This is a genomic window from Gottfriedia acidiceleris (genome assembly GCF_023115465.1).
GTDB classification, from domain to species: domain Bacteria; phylum Bacillota; class Bacilli; order Bacillales; family Bacillaceae_G; genus Gottfriedia; species Gottfriedia acidiceleris_B.
The window spans coordinates 4,453,448-4,478,963 of record NZ_CP096034.1 but is presented as its reverse complement, the minus strand read 5'-3'; the positions used below and the strand labels follow the sequence as shown (position 1 = coordinate 4,478,963).

At 34.4% G+C, this 25,516-nt stretch carries 20 protein-coding genes and 1 other annotated feature; of the genes, 12 read left to right on the top strand and 8 right to left on the bottom strand.

Going from position 1 to position 25,516, the window contains the following annotated elements:
* Positions 1-74: 74 nt before the first annotated feature.
* Positions 75-1,088 (top strand): stage II sporulation protein D, encoded by a 1,014-nt coding sequence (gene spoIID, locus MY490_RS21085; RefSeq protein WP_248267403.1) that lies wholly within the window; start codon positions 75-77, stop codon positions 1,086-1,088.
* 282 nt (positions 1,089-1,370) lie between these two features.
* Here spoIID and MY490_RS21080 read toward each other — a convergent pair whose 3' ends face one another.
* Complete coding sequence (locus tag MY490_RS21080) at positions 1,371-2,990, bottom strand: peptide ABC transporter substrate-binding protein (RefSeq protein ID WP_248267402.1); 1,620 nt, start codon at positions 2,988-2,990, stop codon at positions 1,371-1,373.
* A 52-nt stretch (positions 2,991-3,042) separates the two neighbouring features.
* Positions 3,043-3,338, bottom strand: a binding site (T-box leader).
* Positions 3,339-3,672: 334 nt separating this feature from the next.
* Here MY490_RS21080 and MY490_RS21075 point away from each other — a divergent pair.
* From MY490_RS21075 to MY490_RS21045, 7 genes are all read left to right on the top strand, one after another.
* A complete protein-coding gene (locus MY490_RS21075) occupies positions 3,673-4,467 on the top strand; it encodes a stage II sporulation protein SpoIIQ (RefSeq protein WP_248267401.1) in 795 nt (264 codons plus the stop codon).
* A 279-nt stretch (positions 4,468-4,746) separates the two neighbouring features.
* The gene (gene spoIIID / locus MY490_RS21070; RefSeq protein ID WP_025569002.1) at positions 4,747-5,016 is read left to right on the top strand and encodes a sporulation transcriptional regulator SpoIIID; all 270 of its coding nucleotides are present in this window, start codon (positions 4,747-4,749) and stop codon (positions 5,014-5,016) included.
* A 157-nt stretch (positions 5,017-5,173) separates the two neighbouring features.
* Positions 5,174-6,175, top strand: coding sequence for a rod shape-determining protein (locus MY490_RS21065; RefSeq protein ID WP_025569003.1), 1,002 nt, complete (start codon positions 5,174-5,176; stop codon positions 6,173-6,175).
* Between the two features lie 491 nt (positions 6,176-6,666).
* Positions 6,667-7,998, top strand: a complete 1,332-nt coding sequence (locus tag MY490_RS21060) for a UDP-glucose dehydrogenase family protein (RefSeq protein ID WP_248267400.1) — start codon at positions 6,667-6,669, stop codon at positions 7,996-7,998.
* Positions 7,999-8,220: 222 nt separating this feature from the next.
* Complete coding sequence (locus MY490_RS21055) at positions 8,221-9,744, top strand: spore germination protein (protein WP_248267399.1); 1,524 nt, start codon at positions 8,221-8,223, stop codon at positions 9,742-9,744.
* A 2-nt stretch (positions 9,745-9,746) separates the two neighbouring features.
* On the top strand, positions 9,747-10,928 hold the full coding sequence (locus MY490_RS21050) for a Ger(x)C family spore germination protein (protein WP_248267398.1): 1,182 nt from the start codon (positions 9,747-9,749) through the stop codon (positions 10,926-10,928).
* A 17-nt stretch (positions 10,929-10,945) separates the two neighbouring features.
* Positions 10,946-12,064, top strand: coding sequence for a GerAB/ArcD/ProY family transporter (locus MY490_RS21045; protein WP_248267397.1), 1,119 nt, complete (start codon positions 10,946-10,948; stop codon positions 12,062-12,064).
* Positions 12,065-12,090: 26 nt separating this feature from the next.
* Here MY490_RS21045 and MY490_RS21040 read toward each other — a convergent pair whose 3' ends face one another.
* The 4 genes from MY490_RS21040 to MY490_RS21025 form a co-directional block, all read right to left on the bottom strand.
* Complete coding sequence (locus MY490_RS21040; RefSeq protein WP_248267396.1) at positions 12,091-12,348, bottom strand: hypothetical protein; 258 nt, start codon at positions 12,346-12,348, stop codon at positions 12,091-12,093.
* 418 nt (positions 12,349-12,766) lie between these two features.
* Complete coding sequence (locus MY490_RS21035) at positions 12,767-14,182, bottom strand: amino acid permease (protein WP_248267395.1); 1,416 nt, start codon at positions 14,180-14,182, stop codon at positions 12,767-12,769.
* Positions 14,175-14,801, bottom strand: coding sequence for a YitT family protein (locus tag MY490_RS21030; RefSeq protein ID WP_248267394.1), 627 nt, complete (start codon positions 14,799-14,801; stop codon positions 14,175-14,177). Before MY490_RS21030 ends, MY490_RS21035 begins: the two co-directional genes overlap by 8 nt.
* Entirely contained in the window at positions 14,782-15,921 is a 1,140-nt protein-coding gene (locus MY490_RS21025) for an aminotransferase class V-fold PLP-dependent enzyme (RefSeq protein WP_248267393.1), read from the bottom strand. The genes MY490_RS21030 and MY490_RS21025 overlap by 20 nt, the downstream gene beginning before the upstream one ends.
* A 71-nt stretch (positions 15,922-15,992) precedes the next feature.
* Here MY490_RS21025 and MY490_RS21020 point away from each other — a divergent pair, with 71 nt between their 5' ends.
* Positions 15,993-16,628, top strand: a complete 636-nt coding sequence (locus tag MY490_RS21020) for a Crp/Fnr family transcriptional regulator (RefSeq protein WP_248267392.1) — start codon at positions 15,993-15,995, stop codon at positions 16,626-16,628.
* A 326-nt stretch (positions 16,629-16,954) separates the two neighbouring features.
* The gene (gene fabZ, locus MY490_RS21015) at positions 16,955-17,377 is read left to right on the top strand and encodes a 3-hydroxyacyl-ACP dehydratase FabZ (protein ID WP_248267391.1); all 423 of its coding nucleotides are present in this window, start codon (positions 16,955-16,957) and stop codon (positions 17,375-17,377) included.
* Between the two features lie 148 nt (positions 17,378-17,525).
* Here the strand turns inward: fabZ and MY490_RS21010 are convergent, their stop codons facing one another.
* From MY490_RS21010 to MY490_RS21000, 3 genes are all read right to left on the bottom strand, one after another.
* The gene (locus tag MY490_RS21010; protein ID WP_248267390.1) at positions 17,526-18,062 is read right to left on the bottom strand and encodes a GrpB family protein; all 537 of its coding nucleotides are present in this window, start codon (positions 18,060-18,062) and stop codon (positions 17,526-17,528) included.
* 65 nt (positions 18,063-18,127) lie between these two features.
* Entirely contained in the window at positions 18,128-20,884 is a 2,757-nt protein-coding gene (locus tag MY490_RS21005; protein ID WP_248267389.1) for a DEAD/DEAH box helicase, read from the bottom strand.
* The gene (locus MY490_RS21000) at positions 20,862-22,493 is read right to left on the bottom strand and encodes a hypothetical protein (RefSeq protein WP_248267388.1); all 1,632 of its coding nucleotides are present in this window, start codon (positions 22,491-22,493) and stop codon (positions 20,862-20,864) included. Before MY490_RS21000 ends, MY490_RS21005 begins: the two co-directional genes overlap by 23 nt.
* Before the next feature lie 553 nt (positions 22,494-23,046).
* On the opposite strand from MY490_RS21000, the gene MY490_RS20995 reads away from it, so the two are divergent.
* Together MY490_RS20995 and cspD are read left to right on the top strand one after the other, a co-directional pair.
* Positions 23,047-24,993, top strand: a complete 1,947-nt coding sequence (locus MY490_RS20995; protein WP_248267387.1) for a M14 family metallopeptidase — start codon at positions 23,047-23,049, stop codon at positions 24,991-24,993.
* A gap of 221 nt (positions 24,994-25,214) precedes the next feature.
* Complete coding sequence (cspD, locus tag MY490_RS20990; RefSeq protein ID WP_025568675.1) at positions 25,215-25,415, top strand: cold-shock protein CspD; 201 nt, start codon at positions 25,215-25,217, stop codon at positions 25,413-25,415.
* Positions 25,416-25,516: the final 101 nt, after the last annotated feature.

The window sequence follows — 25,516 nt, the reverse complement described above, 5'->3', positions numbered from 1 at the left end:
TAAATTATCTTTAGAAACGGCAATTAGTTGAAAATTGTCATTTAAAGTTGTTTTGAAATGGATAGGAGGAAAATATGAAGTCATTTAAAACATTAATCACTGCAGGATTAACTACTTGCTCAGTCGTTATTCTTATCCCTACATTGCTTGTTCTACCATTTCATAGCCACACAGATGGTAGATTGGTTGATCAACTACAGAAAAAAGCAAACCAAGTCGCAGCAGCGAACAAAAATGACAATCTAAGTATTGAAGTATTTAGAACAAAAACTCAAAAAGTTGAAAAACTACCAATCGAGGAATACGTACTAGGAGTAGTAGCATCAGAAATGCCAGCCAAATTTGAAACAGAAGCACTAAAAGCACAAAGTTTAAGTGCAAGAACATTTATCATCAAACGATTGAAAGAAGGAAAACCACTTGATGAGGGTGGAATTGTTGATGATTCTGTTAATTTTCAAGTCTTTCAGGATCGCGATGACCTGAAGAGAAGATATGGCGCTGAATATGATAAAAATATAGCTAAAATTGAAAAAGCTGTAAAAGCCACTGAAGGACAAATATTAACATACAATGGACAACCTATAACTGCTTCATTCTTCTCCACAAGCAATGGATACACAGAAAACTCCGAAGAATATTGGAAAAATAGTGTACCATATTTAAAAAGCGTACCGAGTCCTTGGGATTCCGTTGCTCCAAACTATGTATCAAAAAAATCATTTACAATAAGTGATTTCGAAAAGAAACTTAATGTAAAAATTAATAAGTCAGACATAGGGAAAGTCACGATGAGAACACAAGGTAAACGTGTAGAACAAGTGGCGTTTGGTAAAAAAACTCTCTCAGGTAAAGAAATTAGAGAAAAACTAAACCTACGTTCTACAGATTTTTCATGGGAGCGTTCAGGTAATGAAATCATCATTACAACAAAAGGTTTTGGTCATGGAGTAGGTATGAGTCAATACGGTGCAAATGAGCTTGCTAAGCAAGGAAAAACATACGATGAGATCGTTAAGTATTATTATAAGGGAATCAACATAAAGAAGCTTAGTAAGAAGGATTATGACCTATTAAAGAAGCTTTGAGAGTTCGGACTGTAACTCAAATTTTGTGTAGTTTTAACTCTGGACAGACCTTATTAAGGTCTGTTTTTTTTGTTTAACCCCTAAGATCGGTTTTTTATGAAAAGAAGAATATAACATAAAAGACACTCTAAATCGAACTAAGATTCGTCCGTTTAGAGTGTTTTTTGATTTAATAAAGTATTTTATTTTGGAAATTAAGAAATTTAATTGCATAAATAACATATTATTTCTGCAATCATTTCAGCTCCTTATAATCCTACAATCCATTTCTTTTCTTAGCCCTTACTGCTTTTGAGCAAATTTATAATAAAAATATCCAACAAATGGACGTACCTTTATGTTTTTTACATTTGATTTTTGCAAGTATACATAGCCAGCTTGATAAACTGGAGCAATCGCAGCATCATCTAGTAAAAGGTCTTCAGCATTATGAAGGAGCTGAGTACGTTCTGTTTCGTTTTGTAAGCTGATTGTATTTGCTTTTTGAACAAAATCGTCATATTTAGCATTTTTATAATTTAATACATTTAAAGCCGATTTAGATGTAAATAACTCTAAATAAGTCGTTGGATCTGGATAATCTGCACCCCATGTATCTAGAGAGAGATCATAGTTTCCTTGCTGACGCAATTCGAATTTTTGTTGTGCAGGTTGTACGACAATATTAACTGTTAGACCTTTTAAATTCGTTTCTAATTGTGATTTTAAATATTCACCAATTTTACGTGATGTATTGCTATCACTTACTAGTAATGAAATTGTAGCTTTTGACTTACCACTTTCAGATAAAGCTTCTTTAAACAGTGATTTAGCCTCCTCTAAACTTACTGTAGAAGGATGAGAGGTTGACCTAACAAAGTCGACGCCTTTAGAGTTTTTTACTAAACCTTTAGGAATAATTCGATCAGTAGGAATCGAACCATCGTTTAGTATCGTTGTACTAATGTCCTCTTTATTAAAGCCATTTGCGATTGCCTTACGTACTTTTAGATTTGCTAAAAATGTATTTTTTTGGTTAAAGCTGATGTAAGAGACAATTGGCATAGCTAGTTTGTTTAGTTCCTTATTCCCCTTATAACGATCGATAACATTAGAATCTATAATCGCTTGATCAAGTTCACCTGTTTCATAGAGATTAACGGCAGTTGTTGTTTCTTTCATGATTTTAACGTCAATTTTATTTACATGGACATTCCTTTTATCATAGTATTGTGGATTTTTTGTCATTGTGAATCCAACTTCATGATCCCATTTACTTACAACGTATGGACCATTATATAAAGTTGTATTTGCTTCTAAACCATATTTGCTACCTTGTTCCTTAACGAATTTTTCATTTAACGGGAAGAACATCGGTAAACTAGTCAGTTGAATGAAATATGGAATAGGGCGTTCAAGTTTAATTTGTAATGTTTTATCATCTAGTGCAGTTACCCCGAGTTTATCCACAGGTAACTTTCCTTGGTTAATTTCTTTTGCGTTTTCAATATCATATAAATCGTATGCGAACTGAGCTTTAGTATTTGGATCAACTGCTCGTTTCATTGCAAAAACAAAATCTTTTGCTGTTACTGGATCTCCATTTGAATAGTTAGTATCCCTTAAAGTAAATGTATAAACTTTACCGTCCGTACTAACTTTGTGTGACAATGCAGCAGCGGGAACGTATTCTCCTTTTTCATTTGGCATATAAAGACCTTCCATTACACTATTAAGTGCATTTAATGATGGTCCATCTAAAGCTAGAGAACTATCAAGACTTACAATATCTGAAGTATCCATTAAATGTAACGTGTGATCATTAGTCTTCGAAGCTGCCTGATTTGATTGTTGTCCACAACCTGCTAGTGCCAATGTGAATAATAAAGTAATTGCTATAAAGGTTTTCTTAGTAAATATCATTTTATTTTTTCTCTCCTTATTTTTGGGTACAAAAAAAGAGTCCCCGCCTTATAAAAAGGACGAGGACTCCCGTGGTGCCACCTTAATTAGTCTAAAAACGTTTAGACTCACTTTGCAGTATCAAAACAAATGAATTGAACTACCTTGTGACAAAAAGCAGTATCGAAACATGAGTTTGAATACCTGTCTCTTTTATCGGTGAGACGTCCGCCAAAGCCTACTGCATAAATAAATGGTTCGGTTTGGGTGCTCAGAAGCCCATTCAAAAATATGTCCGTACTGACTTGCACCAACCGTCAGCTCTCTGAAACTTTCATATAATCTACTCTTCTTCATCATCGCAAAAAAATATATAATCACTGAAATAATTTTTAAGTTTAAGTATTTAATACATCGTACAAGCTTGTAGTGTGATTATATTTTGTAAAAAAGAAAAATGCAAGAAAAATATTTTATTAACTTTATAATGAGGTTTATTAACTTATCCACAAATATTGTGTATAAACCTTGTGGAATTGTGGATAAATCGCTTTCATTTGTTAATATTTTTCTAGTTTTTTGTGGATTAATGTGAATTAGTTTGAAATTGTGTGGAAAAGTAAGAATTTTGTCGAACTAAAATTTTCTAAATTGCGTATATAATTCCAGAAATCTGTTGACAATGATGGCAGAGGTGATAAGGATGAGAGAGGAACAAAACAAAAAAACTTCTCAAAAGGTTATTAAAATGTTAAGAAAGCGTTGGGTAGTACCAGCAATTTATTTAGTGAGTGCAGCAGTTATTTTGACAGGTGCGTTATGGTATCAATACAGTAATGCTCCAACTCCAACAAAAACTGGAACTACAGTTGATACGAGAGAGCCAGAAGCAATTCCAGCTTCACAGCCAGAAGAAAAATTAACTTATCCTGTTTCGAAGGATGCGACAGTTCAAGTTAAAAGTCATTATTATGATGACTCTGCTTCAAAAGATGAGCAACAAGCATCATTAATCCAAATGGATAATAATACTTTCACGATCAACACTGGTATGGATTTAGTTGATAAAAGTGGAAAAGAATTTGATGTAACCGCAGCTCTTAGTGGTACTGTAACAAAAGCTCAAAAAGATGCTGAGTTAGGTTATGTAGTTGTAGTAGAAAGTGGTAACGGATTAGTTTCATATTACCAAAGCTTAAAATCTGTAAGTGTTGAGCCAGGAACAAAAGTTTCACAAGGACAAGTTCTTGGAACAGCTGGAACAGCTTTAATTGGCAAAGAAAATGGCATTCATGTTCATTATGAATTACGTAAAGATGGTGTAGCAATTAATCCAGAGAAATACCAAGGACAAGATGTTTCATCAATTATTAGTTCTGAAAATTCAAAAAGTGAAACAAAAGAATCTAATACAATGAATACTTCTGGTAATGTATCAGATGACAATCAAGAAGGTTCTTCTAATACTGATTCAGATGGAAATAAAATTCAACAATAATAATTAAGCAATTCACAAAGTGCCTAACACGTGGGAATCATACCCCATATGTGTTGGGCACTTGTTTTTTTCTGATAATTGTGCATAGTTAGACACCTTTGCTAATACAATGTTATAAACCCATCAAAGAGGTGTTTGAGGTGAGGAATCGTGGATTTTCTACCTAGTCAAAATAAATGTACCTCAGCAGGTCAGTCAGAGCAGGAAAAAGAGCAGCTTAGTCAGTCAAAACGAGTCTCATTTCACGCTTCTCACATCCATTTAGAGGAGGAGAGTAGTGTGCACGATTACATCAAAGAGAGAACGATCAAGATTGGGAAATATATCGTGGAGACGAAGAAAACAGTTCGCGTAATTGCTAAAGAGTTTGGAGTGTCAAAAAGTACAGTTCACAAAGATTTAACAGAACGCCTACCGGAAATCAATCCAGATTTGGCAAATGAAGTAAAGGAAATTTTGGATTATCACAAATCAATTCGTCACTTACGCGGTGGAGAGGCTACAAAGCAAAAGTATCAAAAAGAAGACGTTGAGAAAGTGACTAAATAGGGTTTCTGAGCCTTGAAAACAAAATTAGAAATATTTAACCTCCTGTTCACAAATATTAATTACTAAAAGTAGTTCTTTATGGTAAAATTATATTTTGGTATGGAACGTATTCGGGGAACTGCTCATGAGTATAGTGAATAAGGAGGAGCCAAAAGGAATGTTTTCTAAGGATATCGGAATAGATCTTGGTACAGCCAATGTCTTAATACATGTTAAAGGTAAGGGAATCGTATTAAACGAACCTTCTGTAGTTGCAATAGAGCGTAGTAGCGGTAAAGTATTAGCAGTAGGGGAAGAAGCAAGCCGCATGGTAGGTCGTACACCTGGTAATATCGTAGCAATTCGTCCACTTAAAGACGGTGTAATTGCTGACTTTGATATTACTGAAGCAATGCTACGTCATTTTATAAATAAATTAGATGTAAAGGGATTCATGTCAAAGCCGCGTATTTTGATTTGTTGTCCAACAAACATCACATCTGTTGAACAAAAAGCAATTCGTGAAGCTGCTGAAAAGAGTGGCGGTAAACAAGTTTATCTTGAAGAAGAGCCAAAGGTTGCTGCAATCGGTGCTGGAATGGATATATTCCAACCAAGTGGTAACATGGTAATTGATATTGGCGGTGGGACAACCGATGTCGCTGTTTTATCGATGGGAGATATCGTCACCGCCTCTTCAATTAAAATGGCAGGGGACAAGTTTGATATGGAGATTTTAAACTATATCAAACGTGAATACAAACTGCTAATTGGAGAGCGTACTGCAGAGCAAATTAAAATTGAAGTAGGTACTGTTTTCCCTGGCGCAAGAAATGAATCAATCGATATTCGTGGACGTGATATGGTAACTGGATTACCTCGCACAATTACTGTACAATCTGATGAAATTCAAAGAGCATTAAGTGAACCAGTTTACTTAATCGTACAAGCTGCAAAAACAGTATTAGAGCGTACACCACCTGAATTATCAGCTGATATTATTGATCGTGGAGTTATTCTTACTGGTGGCGGAGCATTACTTCATGGAATAGATATTTTACTTGCTGAAGAATTAAAAGTACCTGTTTTCATCGCTGAAGATCCAATGCAATGTGTTGCAGTAGGTACTGGAATAATGTTAGAAAATATTGATAAAATTCCAAGTCGTTACTTAAAATAAAAATCTCAAGCTATGTAGCTTGAATACACACTGAAATCTCAAGCATATAGTGCTTGGGATTTTTTTGTTTTGAATTTATTAGGAGCAGTTATCTTTGTAAGAAAATTGTTTAGGTTTTGTAAAGTTAAGATGAACAAGAAGGTAGTTAAAGTTGGAAAAGAGAAAAGGAGAGTATCAAAGTTTAAAACGCTCCATTTAAAGGTTAAATTAAGTAATTGTAAAACATGGATTATCAAGGTGAAAAGTACATATGATTTAATACTTAAAACTCTAACATCTTAAAATTATGTAAAACGCTCCTCTAGTTTAACGGACTTTATCTAAAGAAAATCGGAAAAAGGTTGATGGGATCGTTATCTAATCTATTTAAAAAGCAGTAGACCTATTGAGATCAAAACTGACTTTGCAATTAAAAGTAAATTTTATTACTTTAGGCAGTGTTAAAGATTTTTTTATCTTTACTGATTAATTGTATAGGATGGAGATGAACTATGACGCATATAGTTGTTGCTGGTACGGGGTATGTTGGTCTTACTACAGGAGTTTCATTTGCTTCAGTTGGTTATAATGTAACGTGTGTTGATATTGATGTTGAAAAAATTCAATTACTGCAAAAGGGAATTTGTCCTATTTTTGAACCGGGTTTGAAAGAGTCATTATTAGAAAATATTTTCCTTAATAAAATTGAGTTTACAACAAATTTCAAAGAAGCTTATAGCCATGCAGATATCATATTTATTGCGGTCGGTACACCAGAACTTCCAGATGGAACAGCAAATTTGCACTATTTAAAAAATGTTGCGAAAGAGATTGCAATCAATGCTAAAAAAAATCTAACAGTTGTTATTAAAAGCACTGTTCCAGTTGGAACGAATGAGGCAGTTCAGAGAATAATGTTAGAAAATGCCCCTCGCCATTTAACGATTGATATTGTATCAAATCCTGAATTTTTAAGGGAAGGTTCTGCACTATACGATCTATTTAATGGTGATCGAATTGTCATTGGTTCCGAAAGTCAAAGTGCAACTGAATTGGTAAAGGAATTATATAAACCATTTAATACGGCTATTTATACAACAGATGCAAGAAGTGCCGAAATGATTAAGTATGCATCTAATGCATTTTTAGCTACTAAAATAAGTTTTATTAATGAAATTGCCATGATCTGTGAAAAACTGGATGCTAATGTTGATCATGTTGCTCATGGTATCGGGCTAGACCACCGAATTGGTTCAAAATTTTTAAAAGCTGGAATTGGATATGGCGGATCTTGTTTCCCAAAGGATACGACTGCTTTAGTAAAAGAGGCTGAGCTAGTAGGTGTAGATTTAAAACTATTAAAATCTGTTATTACAATTAATAATCAACAGAAATTAAAACTTTTTGAATTAACAAAATCTATTTTTGGGGATTTAAAAAATAAAGAAATTGCAATATTAGGAGTTAGCTTTAAACCAAATACAAATGATATTCGACATGCACCTTCTATCGATTTAATTAATCAGTTCATCAGTGAAGGTACTAAAATAACAGTATATGATCCGTATGCCTTACCTGAATTAAGAAAAGTATTCGGAGATTCTATAAATTATTCAATAAATGTAAAGGAAACTATTCGTGATAAAGAGGCTACACTAATTTTGACAGAATGGAGAGAAATCGTAGAAACTAATGTCCAATTGTATGAGGATTTAATGAAGCTTCCGTTAGTAATTGATGGACGTAACTGTTTTGAATTAACTAAAATGCAAAAAAAGAACATCCACTATTACTCAATCGGTCGAAAGCCAGTGAATCCAATCCCACAGCTTATTAGTAAATAAATATAGAGTTGGACTCTAAAGTTGCATACATAAGACACGGCATTTTTAAAGATTGAGCAAACTAGTGGAAAAAATTTTTTATAGCAAAAGTGAAGCGGGGTGTCTCATGAGACAGCCTTTTTTTTGTGTGCAAAATAAATCACTTAGAAAACAATACATTAAATGAAATATTTTGGAAAAAGTATAAGAATAATAAGCCATGATTATGGGGCGGTGAAAAAAGTGTTTAACTACAAAGAAACCAATAGTGCAGCTACAAATAAAAAAATTCCCTTTCAAAATAACATATCGCGCTCTTTAAGTAAGGACATTTTAGAAAATATAAAAAGAATAAAAGATGATTTTGGAGATAGCTCCGACCTTGTGATTCGTCATGAAACACTTGGGGAAGGTATGCAGTATTCTTTTGCTGTGATCCATATTGACGGAATTTCAAATGAGAAATTAGTAAATGATGGAATCATTAATAAAATCGTTAAAATTAATTCGGAAAAAGAAACAACGCTGTCATTAACAGATTTAGAGAATGGGTTAAAAAGCGTAATAGCTGTTTCGAGTTTAAAATCACAATCAAGCTATACAAATCTCTTATCGGCATTACTGATTGGAGATACCGTTGTTCTTTTAGATCATGATAGTAACTTCTTAGTTGCATGTACAAAAATGGTCCAATCTAGAAGTATATCAGAGCCTTCAACGCAAACTGTAATCAGAGGACCAAAGGATAGCTTCACAGAGAGCTTACGTACTAATACTTCTCTGATTCGTAATAGAATCCAGCACCCAGCGCTACGAATAGAGTCAATGAAAATAGGTGAAGTAACGAGAACAGACGTAGAAATAATGTATATAAAAGGTGTTGTAGATGAAGAGCTGTTAAGGGAAGTAAAATATCGTTTAGAGGCTATTAATGCAGATGAAATCCTAGAATCCAGCTATATTGAAAACTATATTCAGAACGATCAAAAAACTATTTTTCCTACAATGATTAACTCAGAAAGACCCGATGCTGTAGTAGGTAACTTACTGGAAGGTCGTGTGGCTATTTTCACAGCTGGTACACCTTTTGTCTTAATTTTACCAGCTACATTTACACAGTTTTTTCAATCTCCTGAGGATTATTATCAAAGCTCATATATTGGTACTTTTTTAAGATTGCTGCGTTATATGTCCTTTTGGACTGCCTTATTTGCACCTGGCATTTTCATTGCAATTACTTCATTTCATCAGGCTGTAATTCCAACTGTATTATTAGTAAGTTTGGCTGCCCAACGTGAAGGTGTACCTTTGCCAGCAATTGTTGAAGCTCTTGGTATGGAACTAATTTTTGAAGTATTACGTGAAGCTGGAATTCGAATGCCAAGAGCGGTTGGTCAGGCGCTTTCAATCGTTGGAGCCTTAATCTTAGGGCAAGCAGCTGTACAAGCAGGGTTTGTATCTGCGTCAATGGTAATCATCGTATCGATTACAGCGATTGCTAGCTTTACGATCCCTTATTATAATATGTCAATTGCCGCAAGGATTCTTAGGTTTATATTATTATTAGCAGCAGCTTACATTGGTTTATTTGGAATTTTGATTGGTGGTTTAATTATATTATTACATATGTGTAGCTTACGATCTTTTGGAGAACCATATTTCGCACCATTTGCACCATTTCGTATAAAAAGTCAAAAAGATACAATTTTAGTTGTACCTAGTCAAGGAAATCCAAAAACGGTTAAAGAACAAAGTACTGGAGAATAAGTATGAAAAGAAAATGTATAATCTTAATTCTTATTACAAGTTTACTTTTGGTGAGTTGTTCTAATTATAAAGAATTAAACAGTGTATCAATCGTGGTAGCCATGGGTGTCGATTATTTACCGAAAGATAATCAATACAATATGGTCCTTCAAATCATTAATCCGAGTGCAATTGCAAGTATAACTGGTTCAATAGGTACACCAGTTATTTCTCTAGAACAAAAAGGTAGAACGATTTCAGAAGCGGCGCGAAATATTACAAAAAGTGTTTCTCGTTCAAATATATATTCTCACGTAGCACTCGTTGTCATTGGTGAAAACTTAGCAAAAAAAAAATCATTAAATTATATATTTGACGTATTTGAGAGGGATTCCAAAATACGTGTTAACATTCCGGTCATTATTGCAAGGAACGACAGTGTTTATAAAGTAATGAATAACTTACCTGCTCTTGATAAATTACCGGCTAAATCAATCGTAGGAAAAATTAAGAATACGTCTTCACTACTAGGAGAAAATCAAGAAATACAAATGCGTCAAGTAATAGCAGCCCTTTCAAGTAGTGGTAGAGAACCGGTCGTTAATGGTGCAATTTTAGAAAATGAAACTGAGAAATCTGAAACGCTTGATAATTTTTCAAGTGTTAAATCATCCTATAACAAGATTGAAGGACTAGGGGTTATTAAAAAAGGAAAGTTAGTTGGATGGTTAGATGGTCCTCCTGCAAAATCGGTTCAAATAGTTGATAATGCTATAAAGGAAACGAATATACAAATAAAATGCAGCAAAAAAGAATATGATTCGATGGAGATTACCCGTTTGAAAACCGACACGAAGATTAAAATGAAAAATAAGATACCAAGTATTAGCATAAATGTAAAAGCTATTGCTATTATTGATGAAGTACTTTGTAATGACAATTTCGACCAAGCAAAAACACTTGAAAAATATGAATTATTAAGTGAGAAAGCAGTAAAGGAAACAATTGAAAAAGGGATTAAAGAAGCACAAGGTTATGGGGCAGATATTTTTGGTTTTGGAGAAAAACTACATTTATCGGAACCAAAAGTTTTTAAAAAATATGAGAAAAATTGGAATGACCAATTTCAAAAAGCAAAAGTGAAAGTTAATGTTGATGTTCAAATAAATAATGTAGGTATGAGAAAAAAAGCTTATCCATTTTAGAAAAGAAGGGAATGCTAATGAATCGAAAATTATCAATAGGTGCCTACCAATACTTTAGTATTATATTTTTATTTGAAATGGGGAGCGCTACATTAGTAGGACTTGCATCTGGTGCAATGCAGGATGCTTGGATTAGTGTTTTAATTGCTTTGGTTACTGGATGCTTACTATTTTGTGTTTACATCAAATTATTTGACCTGTATCCTGAGTTACCATTTACGAGATATGTTCAATCTATTTTAGGGAAGTTTGCAGGCAAATTTCTAGCATTGGTTTATATTCTCTATTTTATTTATATAGGAGCACGAGTTCTTAGAGACTTTGAAGAATTACTAGTGATTACACTTTACAACGCGTCCTCTCTTATTTCAATTGGTATTTTATTTATGTTTTTATGTATGTATGCGGTCTTTAAAGGCTTTGAAGTATTCGGTAGAATATGTGAGTTTTTGTTTATCGTAATCATCATGATAATCGTATCAATAATTGGTTTTGAAGTAATTGCAGGCATAATAAAAACTGATAATTTAAGACCTGTACTAGAGACCGGTTGGAAAACGGTAATAAAAGAGGCTTACCCTTTAACGGTTACATTTCCATTTGGTGAAATGGTTGTATTCACTATGCTTTTACCTTATTTAAAGAAACCCGATTATGCATGGAAGGTCGGTATTCCTGGATTAATGTTTGCAGGACTGCTTTTAACTTTAGTAACAATGCTTAATATTTGTATTTTAGGAGCAAATACGGTGGTTAGAGCAACTTATCCTATCTTAACAGCAATTAGTTATATCAATATTGCTGATTTTATTCAAAGACTCGATTCAATTATTGTCATTGTAATTGCTGTAGGGGGATTTATTAAGATAACGGTTTTTTTCTTTTGTGCGATTATAGGAGCGGCAGATTTATTTAAAGTGAAAAAATCGGATACACTTACATATCCAATTGCAGTCATCATAGTAATTTGTTCCGTATGGATGGCACCTGACTATTTAGAGCACTATAAAGAGGGGTTCGACATTGTGCCTTACTATTTACATATACCTTTACAAATCATTATTCCTACTGTTCTGTTAGTCATTGCAGTTATCCAAAAAAAAGCAAAAACAAAAATAAAAGAGAATGCAGCTTAGAAGCTCTAACTGCATTCTCTTTCGATTTAATTAGAAGTATTTTGATTTTGTTCTTGATTTCGTTTCTTTTTTAGTTTTTTCATATACGATAGGACGATTTTGGCAATGCCGAATGGTACGGTAAAAAAGAAAATTAATACATAATCTTCACCTACTAGTTCGGTTTTGCTAAGCTTTATATTCGTTAGTAAGTGAGGAAATTCATCCCCATTATATAAGTCGATCCCTTCCAATAAGCACATCTCTAGAATAAATAAACATAGAAATACCCAAAACACCTTCAATTCCCGCACCCCATTTAAAATAACTGATTACGATTATTTTGGTATATGATGGCAGTGATTATACGAAAAGTTAGGGAAACTTCAAAAAAATCTTACGAGTCTTTATCTGAAAATTAAACAAAAATTTTTTATGGTTATTTCTAGCGAATTTTACTTCTCAGCTTGGTTCCATAGTAGGGAAGACAGCATTTATGTTCTACATATTAAGAAAATTCTCAAGTCAGCCATACAATGCTACGATAACGGAGCTAATGTACTGCCTAAGTTTATTAGCGCTTAGTCTATTAAAACTGTAAAGGTTGAGAAATCGTTAAATCAATAAATAGAATAAAAAGAGACAGAGATAAAAGGCGATTTCCTCTTTTATACCTGTCTTTTTGTTTTTCTAACAATCTTTAAAAAAATTTGAGTTAATAAATTAAAGTGCAGATTTATTATTTGAATTATGTTTGTATAAAATTGATTTGCGATTTTTTTGGATCCAGTAGCCAATTGATACTAATATGACCCACGGAACACCAATTTTCCAAGCTGAGTTCCAATCCGGTGAAAATGCCATTGTTATTAAGATACCACTAAGTAGTAGTATTCCGATCCATTGAAGAAATGGAAAGAGCGGTGCTTTAACTGGTAATGGCTCGTTATAATGAAGGTGAACGGTTTTTCTAAAACGAAGATGACTAATTAAAATCATAAGCCATACTAAAATACCACCAAAGATTGAGATACCAAATAATTTGTTAAATGTATCTGGGTAGTACATAGACAATACAGTTGCGATTAATACACCTGCACTTGAAATGAAAATTGCGGTTACTGGCGTACCATTTTTAGATAATATACCGAATGATTTTGGAGCATAATCTCCACGAGATAAGGAGAATAACATACGTGATGTTAAGTATAAATTAGTATTCATACTGGATAGTGCAGCGGTTAAGATAACAAAATTCATAATGCCGGCCGCATATCTAACACCAGAACTCTCAAAGACTTTTACAAACGGTGATCCAGAAACCTCATGGGCACCTGCTTGCATCCAAGGGATAACAGCAACGATGATTCCTAATGATAGAATATAGAATAAAAACAAACGTAGGACCATGCTCTTCATTGCTTTAGGAATAGCTTTTTTTGGATCTTTAGATTCCCCTGCTGTTACAGCGACAATCTCTACACCATAAAAACTAAAGATTGCCATAAGTACAGCCATCCAAACACCTTTAAATCCATTAGGTAGGAACCCGTGCTGATCGGTATAATGGTGGAAACCAACAGAGTGTGAATGTCCAATTCCAAATAGGAGCGAAACACCAAAAACTATGAACAGTACAATAGCAACGACTTTAATCATTGCAAACCAATACTCGATTTGACCAAAGTTGGAAACAGACCTGCTGTTCACAAGGACTAAAGCAATACCAAATCCAAGTGTCCATAACCAAACGGGAATACTTGGGAACCAATACTGCATGTACAGTCCAACCGCAACAGCTTCTCCACCAATTGCGATTACTTGTGCCGCCCAATATGTGTAGCGAATAAGGAAACCTGCCCAAGGATTTAAATACATCTCTGCATAAGTACCGAATGAACCGGCTGTCGGGTGCACAACTGCCATTTCAGATAAACTAAACATCATTATGACTGCTATGAATGCAGCAATAATATAACTTAGAATAACCCCAGGTCCAGCGTATCCAATTGCAATGCCACTTCCCATAAATAAACCGGTACCAATTGCGCCACCAATTCCAATCATGGTCAGCTGTCTACTACTTAGTGAACGACTTAGTCCTCCTTCTCGTTCAATTACAGTTTTGTTTTCATTCATATTGTTTCGCCACCTTTCTTGAATTTTTTCTATAAGATAACGTCCAATCAACACTTTTTCCGGCAATCAGCATACTAAAAAACGTGAGGAAAGTTCGCTGTAATCCTTCTCCGATTAAGGAACTCAAAAGGACAACTCCATTTATAACCATCATCGTTTTTCCAATAGAAAAATTCGGGAATTCTTTATTGATTACTACACTTGCTATATCAAGACCTCCAGTTGTACCACCTGCTAGAATCACAATCCCAATCCCCATTCCTGACAAAATCCCACTGAGTATACATCCTATTAACGGAAGATTCGGGCCTGGTAGTGAGGAGAAGAGAGTTAAGAAGAATGATAAACTACACATTCCGAGTAAACTAAGCAATGCAAATGGTACACCAACTGCTCGGTATCCAATTAAAAATAGTGGTATGTTTAATAAAAAGTAAAGAATCCCTAATGGAAAAGGTAAAAATTTAACTATCAACATACAGATACCACCAAGTCCAGGAGCTACAATTCCATTTGGCACCTGGAAAAAGTAATAGGTAAGTGCGACCAAAATTGTTCCGACAATTACTAGAATTGATTTTTTAAAATATAGTTTTTTGTTAGCATTTCCTAATTGCATAAGCAATTTCCTCAATCGCGCGTACAACTTCATCATCTGTATTGTAGAAATGAGGAGCTACACGTAAAACGTCATTTCGGGCAGAGACGATTATTTTTTTTGCTTTTAAGTATTGCTCAACGACATTAGCTTGTTCCACTCGAATAGCAGTGTTACTACCTTTTATTGATAAGTCTGTTGGGCTAACAATAGTCAATCCGAATGAATGCGCTGTTTCAATTGCAACAGTAGATAAGTAAGATAGATAATCCTGAATAGATGAAACGCCAATTTGATTTAATAAAGAAATTCCTGCTTCAGCTGCATAAGCATTTATCATCATTGGAGTTCCTGTATCGAATCTCCTAGTCCCTTCTGCATAATCAAGATGATGCTGATCAAAAGCAAATGGATTTACCCGACTAAACCAACCAGTCGTTGGGGGGTGGAGAGAATCTGCTAATTCTTTTCTTATATATATAAAGCTAATCCCAGGTATGCCAAGTAAAAACTTTTGTGCACCTGTTGCGAGTGCATCGACTCCCATTTCCTTTACATCGATTGGAACACTTCCAGCAGATTGATAGGCATCGACAAATAGTAGTGATCCATTCGCTTTGGTAATGTTTGATATAGCTTTGATATCCTGAATAAACCCATTATAATAAGACACATGTGGGACAGATGTAATAAGTGTTTTTGAATCCACTGCCTTTTCATATTGTTCGATATGAATTTGATGAAGGTTTTCATTTAAAAACGTGACGTTTGCGCCACGTGGTACTTGTGATAGCCAAACGTGACCAATGCATGGGAAATCGATATCTGTTGTAACAACTTTATTTCGATTTCCAGTAAAATCTAATGACGCTGCAAATGATGAAGCGGCATCAGATACGCTAGATAACACAGCAATCTCATCAGGAGAAGCATTTATTAAAGTAGCAAAGGCGACTTTTGCTTCATATACTTTGTCCATCCAACCTTCCCAGTCCATACCTTTTTCGGTCCAACTTGTAAGGTAAGATTGAATACTTTTCTTCACCGGTGATGAGATTGCACTTTGGGAACAACTTGATAAATGAACTGTTTCAGATAAGGTCGGAAAAAGAGAACGCTTTTCTAAAAATGGGTTAGTCATATTAAATTTCATCCTTTCACTGTTTTGATAGCGTTTTCATTATTTGGTACATAATTAATTTGAGGTGACATATGAATCATCAATCCTTATGGTTTGAACAAGGAGAATGGATAGCAGCACCTTTTCTTAAAGTAGGTAAAGAACTGTCATTCTCACGTGAGGTCGTATTATTCCAACAAGATGAAAATCATCCATTTGTTTATCTCGTCCTTGAAGGGCGAATTCGTATTTACTTGTTATCACCTAATGGAGCTGAGCGCCATTTATATATCGTAGGCTCTGGTAATCTAATTGGAGAATCAAACGTATGGGCAGATGAAGCATATGGATATAACGCTTCTACCTCGTCAATCGCACGTGTTCTTCGAATTCCAAAATCAACATTTCGCGATATCGTTTTGAGTGAGCCAGAACTCATTCTTAAAACGCTAAGATCGCTAAGTAATAAAGAATCAGCTCTACTTCTCCAAACAAGGTTGATGAGTTTCTCAGATGTAGGAGAGCGTGTCTTAACAATGTTGCGCCAATTAGCATCCTTATATGGTAAGGAAACACCTAAGGGTATAACAATTACGATCCCATTCACTCACCAAGAACTAGCTTATGTAGTTGGTTCATCACGTGTAAGCGTATCCTATGTAATGAATGAACTATGTGAAAAAGGATTTATTGAGAAACAAAATGGGCGATACACACTTTTGTCCTGAAGAGCAGCATCTCTTTCTTGTTCTAACTCAATGATAAAAAAATCGGTTTCTTTCGTCTGTCAAATACTTTACAAAATTTCAAACTTTTATAAATTTTCTGTAAATATAATATATAAATATTGGTTTAATTGATTAAGAAACTTACCGTTTTAGCTCTTATAGAGTAATTGGAGTAATATTAGTAAGCAAATGAGCGGTCATTATTGGTTTGCGTTAACTTACAAAATAAGATAGTATTATATTTATAGCGCATAGAAGCTGGTCTTAAGACTTGCTTCTTTTTTATTAACATAATGAATCTTTACAAATTAGGAGGACTACATAAAATGTTAGATATTAAAGCAATTAAAGAAATTCTTCCGCATCGTTACCCATTTTTATTAGTAGATCGCATCATCGAGCACGAAGAAGGTAAACGTGCAGTTGGTATTAAAAATGTAACAGCTAACGAAGAGTTTTTTAATGGTCATTTCCCTGACTATCCTGTAATGCCAGGAGTACTAATTGTAGAAGCTTTAGCACAAGTTGGAGGAGTTGCCGCGTTAAGTCTTGAACAAAATAAAGGTAAACTAGCATTATTTGCTGGTATAGATAATTGCCGCTTTAAAAGACAAGTAGTACCAGGTGATCAACTGAGACTAGAGGTTGAACTAGTGAAAATGCGTGGACCGATTGGTAAAGGTAAAGCAGTCGCAACAGTTGACGGACAAATAGCTTGTGAAGCTGAACTTACATTTGCACTTAAGTAAATAGAGTGAATAAAAAAGAAGCCTATTTTTTTGAAATTAGGCTTCTTTCATTAAGTAATTATAAAGGTCTGAATAATACACCAGGCAAAGCATTGGCATTACTCGGCAAATTGCAGCCAAATAAAAAATTTTTTATTAATTCAATATGTTATTTATTCGTTTTTCTCCATTCAATTGCCTTTCGCTCTAAATCCTTCACAAAAGTATCTTTTCCGTCCATATATCCATAAATATCATTTGGAAATTTTTCAGCAAGCTGCGCTTTTAATTCTCCATAAGCTTTCATCTCATCTTCATGTGCTCTTAAATAAGCAGGAACTGCAATATGACGCTCAATTTCTTTTTCGTTATCAAACTGATACATATGCATTTGGTGGGTACGATTCTCTCCACCTTTTCGGAAGTATCTTCTACCTGGAAGACCGAACTCACCTAGTCCCTCATAGCCAATTTCAGCCAGTTGATCATTATACTTGTCTATATTTTCTATGTTTTTAACGACTGGTAACATATCGATAATCGGTTTAGCCTTTAAATTTGGAACTGATGTACTACCAATGTGATGAATTTCAATAAGTTCATCTTTTAAGATTTCATGTATACGGTTAGCTTCTATTTGAAATAAGTTTTTCCAATTTTCATCATGGTTTTTGACTATTACGTTCATTCCAGTATTTGTGCCCATATTAAAACCTCCTATTAATAGAAAATGGGATTATCTCTATACAATAATCCCATTTTTCCTTCATATTAAACACTTAACAACTCAACAAGCTCATCCATAGATAATTCTGTAATCCACTGTTCGCTCGTTATGATTGTATCGTTAAGTGATTGTTTCCGTTGTAGCATTTCATCAATTTTTTCTTCTAGCGTTCCGATCGTTACAAATTTATGGACTTGAACGAATTTCGTTTGACCAATTCTGTATGCTCGGTCGGTCGCTTGATTTTCAACTGCTGGATTCCACCAACGGTCAAAGTGCATTACGTGATTTGCAGCTGTTAAGTTTAATCCTGTTCCACCAGCTTTGAGTGAAAGAATAAACACTTTTACATCGCCGTTTTGGAAGCGAGAAATCATATTATCACGGGCAGTTTTAGGAACACTACCGTTTAAGAATAATACTTCTTCACCAAATTTTGCTTGAATTGCCTCTTTAAGCATATCACCCATTCTCACATACTGAGTAAAGATTAGGCAGCTTTCGCTCTGTTCAAGGATTGGGTCTATTAATTCGAATAGTCGTTCAACTTTACTTGATCTCTCTTCGAATTCAACAAGCTGTGATTCCTTCAAGAATAAAGAAGGGTGGTCACAGATTTGTTTCAATTTATTTAGCATCCATAAAATACGGCCTCGCCGTTGGATACCAGTTAATGTATCGATCTGTTTTAGGGTGTCTTGAACAACTTGCTCGTATAATGCGGCTTGTTCAACAGATAACGGGCAAAGCATCTTTTGTTCTTGTTTTGGTGGAAGATTTAAAGCAACATCTTCGTCTTGCTTAGTTCGTCTTAGTAAGAAAGGTGAAATTAATCGATGAACAGCATTTATTTTTTCTTCATCTCGGTCTTTTTCAATAGGGTTTACATAATTGCTAACGAAACGGTTTAGTGAACCAAGATATCCTCTATTTATAAAATCAAAAATTGTCCAAAGCTCCGTTAAGCGGTTTTCCATTGGGGTACCAGTAAGAGCAATACGGTGCTCAGCTTTTAACCCGCGAACTGCGCGAGACTGCTTTGTCGTTGGATTTTTTATATTTTGAGCTTCATCAAGAATGATACTTTTCCAGACATATTGCTTTAGGTCTTCATAATCTAACACGCTTAAAGCATAGGAGGTGATGACAATATCGACATCTCTCATTATTGAAAATAAGTCTTCACCTTTTAAACGGCTACCTCCATAGTGAACATGAACAGTTAAATCAGGATAAAATAATTCAATTTCTCGTTTCCAATTGTTAATAACAGAAGTAGGGCAGACAATCAATGATGCTCCTCGTTTTTCTTCGTTTTCTTTACGGTAAGCTAAATAAGAGATCGATTGAATTGTTTTTCCAAGCCCCATATCGTCAGCAAGCAGAGCGCCAAATCCCATATTTTTCAAATGAACTAACCATTCGAATCCTTTTTGCTGATATGCTCGTAATGTTGCTTGTAGACCATTAGGAACATTAAGCTCGGGAACTTCTGAAATGGATGTTAATCGTTTAGTTAATTCTCGGAATACATCATCTACTTCAATTTCAACTTCTGCAAAAGGTGAGTTATCGTCCTCAGGTTTTTCAGTTCCCTGTAGTAGCTCATGTTGAAGAACTTCGTGAAATCTAAGCCCTTGCTTTTCAGCCTTTGCCATCATTTTCTTCATACGTGCAATAAAAGCAGGGTCAAGTGCAATCCACTGACCGTTAAATTGAATTAGACGTCTTTGATTTTCAACGAATTGTTGGAATTGTTGTTCTGAAAGCTCCATTCCATTTGTAGAAATTCGCCAGTTGAAGTCAACTAATGTTTCCATATTGAAAAATGAATTTCCAGCAGGTTTACCTTTAACACTTGCTTTTAATGTCATCTTATTTTGTTTTAGAGCTTGCCACCAGCTTGGTAAAAGAACCTGAATATTTGCGGAAAGTACTTTTTCACTATCCTCTGTTAAAAATGTCCAAGCTTCTTGTTCACTTAAAACTTCTTTTGGCTTATGGTCATCGATTAAGTTTGGTGCTAATAATCCTACTCCTTGGAACGTTCGATCTAAATACTCAGCATAAGAAGAATGCTTTTTATGTAACGATTCATGTCCGTTATATTCATAAGGTTTTATTGTTTTTCGCTCATCAATTAAATATGTACGTAAATTCCAGTCATCATGCTCACTCATTGGCTCTTCAAGTACTAATCGAATTGAAAATGGAACATCATCGTCTCTTAGCCCTATTTTCACATGCCAATCGTCTTCATCAATACTATGTGTGAGTTGTTGTTTTATATAACTTGGATTGTGATACAAGCCCCTAGCAATATCCCAGCGTTTAGACTGTAAAGTTTCTATTTCAAACTGCTGTTTAATTGCAGAAGAAACCAATTCCTGTAAAGTTGGTTCTAATTGTTCAAACCCATCAATTTTCCATAGCTCATCGCCAGTCTGATAATGAGCAAAACTTGGTGAAACGTGGCCCTCGTTAAAATCATCGTATAGACGTGAGATTACCGAATGAAACTCATTTGCTTCATCTAAATAAGTAATCTCAACTAAAGAGTTTTCTTGATGTTCTCTAAAAAAAGTAAGTGCTTCGATTGGAGTTAAAAGAATTCCTTCAATCTGTCCGACTCGGGTCGGCTGCAATAATGTCCCATAATATGAAGGTTCATGCCATTGAAACACTAGATGCTTCCATGCGGTTACCGGTAAAATGACACCGTGACTTTGCATTCCATAAAGGAGTAAGCCTTTTCGCTCAACCCATTTTACGGCAATACTAAGATTTGCTAGTCGCTTCATTGACTAATTTTCCTTTCTTTAATTCCTCTTGAAGTGCACGTAAACGAATAAATTGAGATTCAACATACTGAATATAATCTTCCCACTCATTCATGCGCTTTAATTTTTTATAATTTGTTCTTAGTTTTTTCAAATATCGAACTGCTATTTTATAGTTTGCTCGGCCTTTTAATTCAATGTAATAAAGAACCAAGTGATGGTATATAGGTAATACAGATTGAGGTGAGTACTTATGTACTTCCTGAAGGTCATGTTTATCAATGTAATCAGGATTGTAAGAATATAAGTGCATTTGCAGCTCAACCCATCGCTTGTAATCTCGATTATGCATTAAATAATCAGTGTACTGCATCACACTATATGGAAGTAATGCTTGATAAACTACTTCTAGCCCGGCCGTTTCATTAGTGTAAAAACTATTGTACTCATAATTAGTAAGGAAATGTTTCGCAAAAGTAGTTTTTGCATATTCATCATCGCCAATTTTTAAAAAGTGTAAAACCATCTCGTAATACAATGGCAAAAATAATGTTAGCCGATCTGTTTCATTGTTTTTTCGAAGACTTTCTATCCAGTAGGTAAAGCAATAGAGAGTACGTTCATTATTGCTATATTGCTTTATAATGGACAGCATTGCTTCATCTTCTTTTAATAAATAATATAGATGAGCTTTTCCTAAATCTGCATAATAGTTGTCCTCAACCTTTGATAATGTTTCTAAATCCTTATATAAAATCTTTGGACTATTTAATAGCTCTTTATATACATGACGAAAAGAGTTATAACGAGGAACTATACAAAGATTTCTTTCTAATAAAAGAGCCTGTAACTGCTCACGAAGAACTTCTTCGTACTGAGTAGACACCGAACCCCCAGTTAAATTATGTAATTGTCTACTTACTGCGTCAATTTGATTTTCTAGCATTGTCATTTCGCGCGGTAAATGCGCATTGTCGTAAACTGTACTTTGAATTTCGATTTGTCCGACCATTTTATTCATTGTAAAAATAGACGCAAGTAACTGATATTGTAGCTTTTCCTTTTCTTGACGTGGTTGTTGATTCAATAATCCATGATAAAACCGTTCATATAATGGATAAACAAAATAAACATCTTGGTAAAATGACGTTCTTTGCTGTTCTATATACTCCTTATACTTTTTCTCAAATAACTCCACGGTCTCTTTCGGTCGATCCTGCTCAAACATACTCATTTGATCTAACAATTGGCGACCAGTCATGATATTCGGGATACTTTTTAAAGAAGACTGCTTAAACTTCCTCATAATATCTCCGACTAAAGAAAATGAAGCGGCAGCATAGCAAAGAAGTGCAATTTGATGTTGGCATGGAGGAGCTTCGTAGCAATCACACCCATTTTGATCATGGTTTTCAATATGTAGAATTGGTAAATGAATTTGATCTCCTTCTTCGACAACACCAACTAGGCGACCTTCACGAACCGAAACATTATATACTTGACCTAGTCGATACAATTGCAGGCCAGTTTCAACAAGCTCTGTGTCCCTCGTATTTTGAGGAGAGAGCTTTGAAAAAAGTGAATATGAAAGTTCATAAATAATATCTTTACTTAAATCACGCTGAAGCATTCGATGCCTCCTTACTCGAAACATTCTTATTGGTAATTATACCCTAAACAAATACGATACACATAGCCGAAAAGGGAAAAATTGAAAGTTGATAAAGATTGTTACTATTAAGTTGTAATAAACATTTGGGTGAAGGGTAATTAAATTCGGAAATGAAAATAAAAAGTATAAATCGCAATTTAGTTCCGGGAGCAAATAAAATTCGGGAATCGCAAAAAAATAGTGAAAATCATAATAAAAATTATAGGAACGCAAATAAAAAATGAAAATCGCAAATAAATACCATCAATTCAAATATATTCATAAATTAAATCGCACTTATATGTAAAATCCTCATAGTTTCAACTAAAATCGATAAAAACATACCTTATTTAAAGTAAAAAACGTAATAAGAATGGTTAAGTGTGTAATACAATTTTAATATGCAATGAAAATACTAATATAATAAAATATTAATATAGTAAAATAAGCTCCCTGAATGGGGAGCTTTTCGTCTGTTACGTGTAAAAAACAATTACATACATTTATTTGATTAACTAGAGAGGTGAAGGGATTGAAGAAAGGTTATATTAGTTTAATTGTTTTAGTACTTATGTTTAGTATGTTTAAAGATGTATTTGCAGAATCAACAACAAAAGCGAGTGCAGACAAATGGGTTGTAACGCTAAAACCTACAGAATTGACTATTCAGAGTTCTGGAACTGAAGGAACAACCGGTGGCACAACAAGTGAAGGAACAACCGGTGGCACAACAAGTGAAGGAACAACCGGTGGCACAACAAGTGAAGGAACAACCGGTGGCACAACAAGTGAAGGAACAACCGGTGGCACAACAAGTGAAGGAACAACCGGTGGCACAACAAGTGAAGGAACAACCGGTAGCACAACAAGTGAAGGAACAACCGGTGGCACAACAAGTGAAGGAACAACTGGTGGCACAACAAGTGAAGGAACAACTGGTGGCACAACAAGTGAAGGAACAACTGGTGGCACAACAAGTGAAGGAACAACTAGTGAAGCAACTGGTACTACAACTACTACAATAACAATACCAGCCAACGTTAAGTTAAAAGTAGATAAAGAGGAGAATGACCTTTACTATGTTACTTACAATGGGAATGCGGGGACTATTTTAAAAAGTGCAGTCCGTAATGCTACTCCATGGGAAATCTATCCAACGGCGAAAGTCTTTAAAGTAACAAATGACACACCGTTATTATTAAATGAAAATGGTAAATTAGTGAATAGGGGAACAGTTAAAACAAATACGGTTTTTAGTAAAATAGGTGAGAAGGATCAATATTTAATGATCCAATTTTCTAATCAAACTGCTTATATTGATAAAAATAAAACAATTCCTTTGCCAAATGAGACATTACCTGTAATCAGTATCGTGACCCAGCCTGTTAAAATTACAGCGGGTGTTGCAGTACGAAATACTAAAATTGTCTTCCCGCGTGATCCAAAACCAACAATGGTTAACGTACCTGCTAAACAAAAAATAGTAATTGATTCAGCCTATTCCTCTTATTATGTCGTTAAAATTGGAGGACTTAAGGGGCTAATTCCTAAAGCGGATATATCGTTAAAAACTTATAACTACGTTGACCCAAATGGTGACTATTCATATGACGAGTTGAAAGCAGATTTACAAGAACTAAATGCTTGGTATCCTGGATTTACTAAAGTTGAAACAATCGGTAAATCGGTTGATGGTAGAAATTTATATGCGATTAAGCTAGGGACTGGTAAATCTGAAATTAGTATAAACGGTTCGCATCATGCACGTGAGCATATGACAACAAATGTCATAATGGAAATGCTTGATCAATATGCTAGTGCGTATGAAAAAAATACAAAAATTTCTGGTTTTGATGTAAGAAAATCATTATCACAAACGTCTATTTATTTTGTACCTATGGTTAATCCTGATGGCGTAATGCTTGTACAAAAAGGTGCGAGTAGTGCAAAAAATCCAAATCAGGTCATTAAATTAAATAATGGTAGTAAGAATTTTAAAGCTTGGAAGGCAAATGTACGTGGCGTAGATTTAAATCGTCAATATCCAGCTGGGTGGAATACAATTTCTGGTAATAAGTCAAAGCCTGGCCCTGATAACTATAAAGGTACGAAGGCTCTAAGTGAACCAGAAGCTAAAGCTTTATATGATTTCACTAATAAACATTCATTCAAAAATACAGCTGCATACCACTCATCAGGAAATATAATTTTCTGGCATTATAACCAATCAGGAACTCAAATGGCTAGAGATAAGGCAATTGCTACCAAATTATCTAAACAAACAGGCTATAGTTTAGTCGCTCCCGCAAAAGGTGGAGGCGGTGGATATAAAGACTGGTATGTTGCTGCAAAAAAACGACCTGGATTTACAATTGAAATTTCTCCTTATGTAGGGAACAAACCAGTACCAAATAGTTACTTTAGTAGTATTATGAAGAAGAACTTACCAGTTGGTTTAATACTTGCTAACGAAAAGTAAAAAAGGTTTTATTTTACATTTAAATTACTAAATTTAATTATTCTTCATGCGCAATTTGTTTTTTAATTCATTTTGTGTTATTATAAATATATACTTAATATATTGGTTAATTCAATTCATGTGTTAAAAGGGACGAATTTTCATCCTGTTCTAATGTGTGTATTTTCTCTTAACAATACTCATTAAGTGTAAAAAAACAGGAATAAATGGAGGTTCGTACAATGAACACAGGTACAGTTAAATGGTTTAACGCAGAAAAAGGTTTCGGATTTATCGCAGTTGAAGGTGGAGACGATGTATTCGTACATTTCTCAGCTATCCAAGGTGATGGTTTCAAATCTCTTGAAGAAGGCCAAAAAGTAAGCTTTGAGATCACTCAAGGTAACCGTGGCGCTCAAGCTGAAAACGTAGTTAAATTATAATTTTCACTTATGAGTGAATAAAAGGCTGCTAGCATTTTTGTTAGCAGTCTTTTTTTATTTTATTTGGAAAAGTGACCTAAATAAAAAATTTAAATAAAGCA

Coding starts and splice junctions, on each gene's coding strand:
- spoIID (WP_248267403.1), top strand. CDS start 75: ATGAAGTCATTTAAAACATTAATCACTGCAGGATTAACTACTTGCTCA.
- MY490_RS21080 (WP_248267402.1), bottom strand. CDS start 2,990: ATGATATTTACTAAGAAAACCTTTATAGCAATTACTTTATTATTCACA.
- MY490_RS21075 (WP_248267401.1), top strand. CDS start 3,673: ATGAGAGAGGAACAAAACAAAAAAACTTCTCAAAAGGTTATTAAAATG.
- MY490_RS21065 (WP_025569003.1), top strand. CDS start 5,174: ATGTTTTCTAAGGATATCGGAATAGATCTTGGTACAGCCAATGTCTTA.
- MY490_RS21060 (WP_248267400.1), top strand. CDS start 6,667: ATGACGCATATAGTTGTTGCTGGTACGGGGTATGTTGGTCTTACTACA.
- MY490_RS21050 (WP_248267398.1), top strand. CDS start 9,747: ATGAAAAGAAAATGTATAATCTTAATTCTTATTACAAGTTTACTTTTG.
- MY490_RS21045 (WP_248267397.1), top strand. CDS start 10,946: ATGAATCGAAAATTATCAATAGGTGCCTACCAATACTTTAGTATTATA.
- MY490_RS21035 (WP_248267395.1), bottom strand. CDS start 14,182: ATGAATGAAAACAAAACTGTAATTGAACGAGAAGGAGGACTAAGTCGT.
- MY490_RS21030 (WP_248267394.1), bottom strand. CDS start 14,801: ATGCAATTAGGAAATGCTAACAAAAAACTATATTTTAAAAAATCAATT.
- MY490_RS21025 (WP_248267393.1), bottom strand. CDS start 15,921: ATGACTAACCCATTTTTAGAAAAGCGTTCTCTTTTTCCGACCTTATCT.
- MY490_RS21020 (WP_248267392.1), top strand. CDS start 15,993: ATGAATCATCAATCCTTATGGTTTGAACAAGGAGAATGGATAGCAGCA.
- fabZ (WP_248267391.1), top strand. CDS start 16,955: ATGTTAGATATTAAAGCAATTAAAGAAATTCTTCCGCATCGTTACCCA.
- MY490_RS21010 (WP_248267390.1), bottom strand. CDS start 18,062: ATGGGCACAAATACTGGAATGAACGTAATAGTCAAAAACCATGATGAA.
- MY490_RS21005 (WP_248267389.1), bottom strand. CDS start 20,884: ATGAAGCGACTAGCAAATCTTAGTATTGCCGTAAAATGGGTTGAGCGA.
- MY490_RS21000 (WP_248267388.1), bottom strand. CDS start 22,493: ATGCTTCAGCGTGATTTAAGTAAAGATATTATTTATGAACTTTCATAT.
- cspD (WP_025568675.1), top strand. CDS start 25,215: ATGAACACAGGTACAGTTAAATGGTTTAACGCAGAAAAAGGTTTCGGA.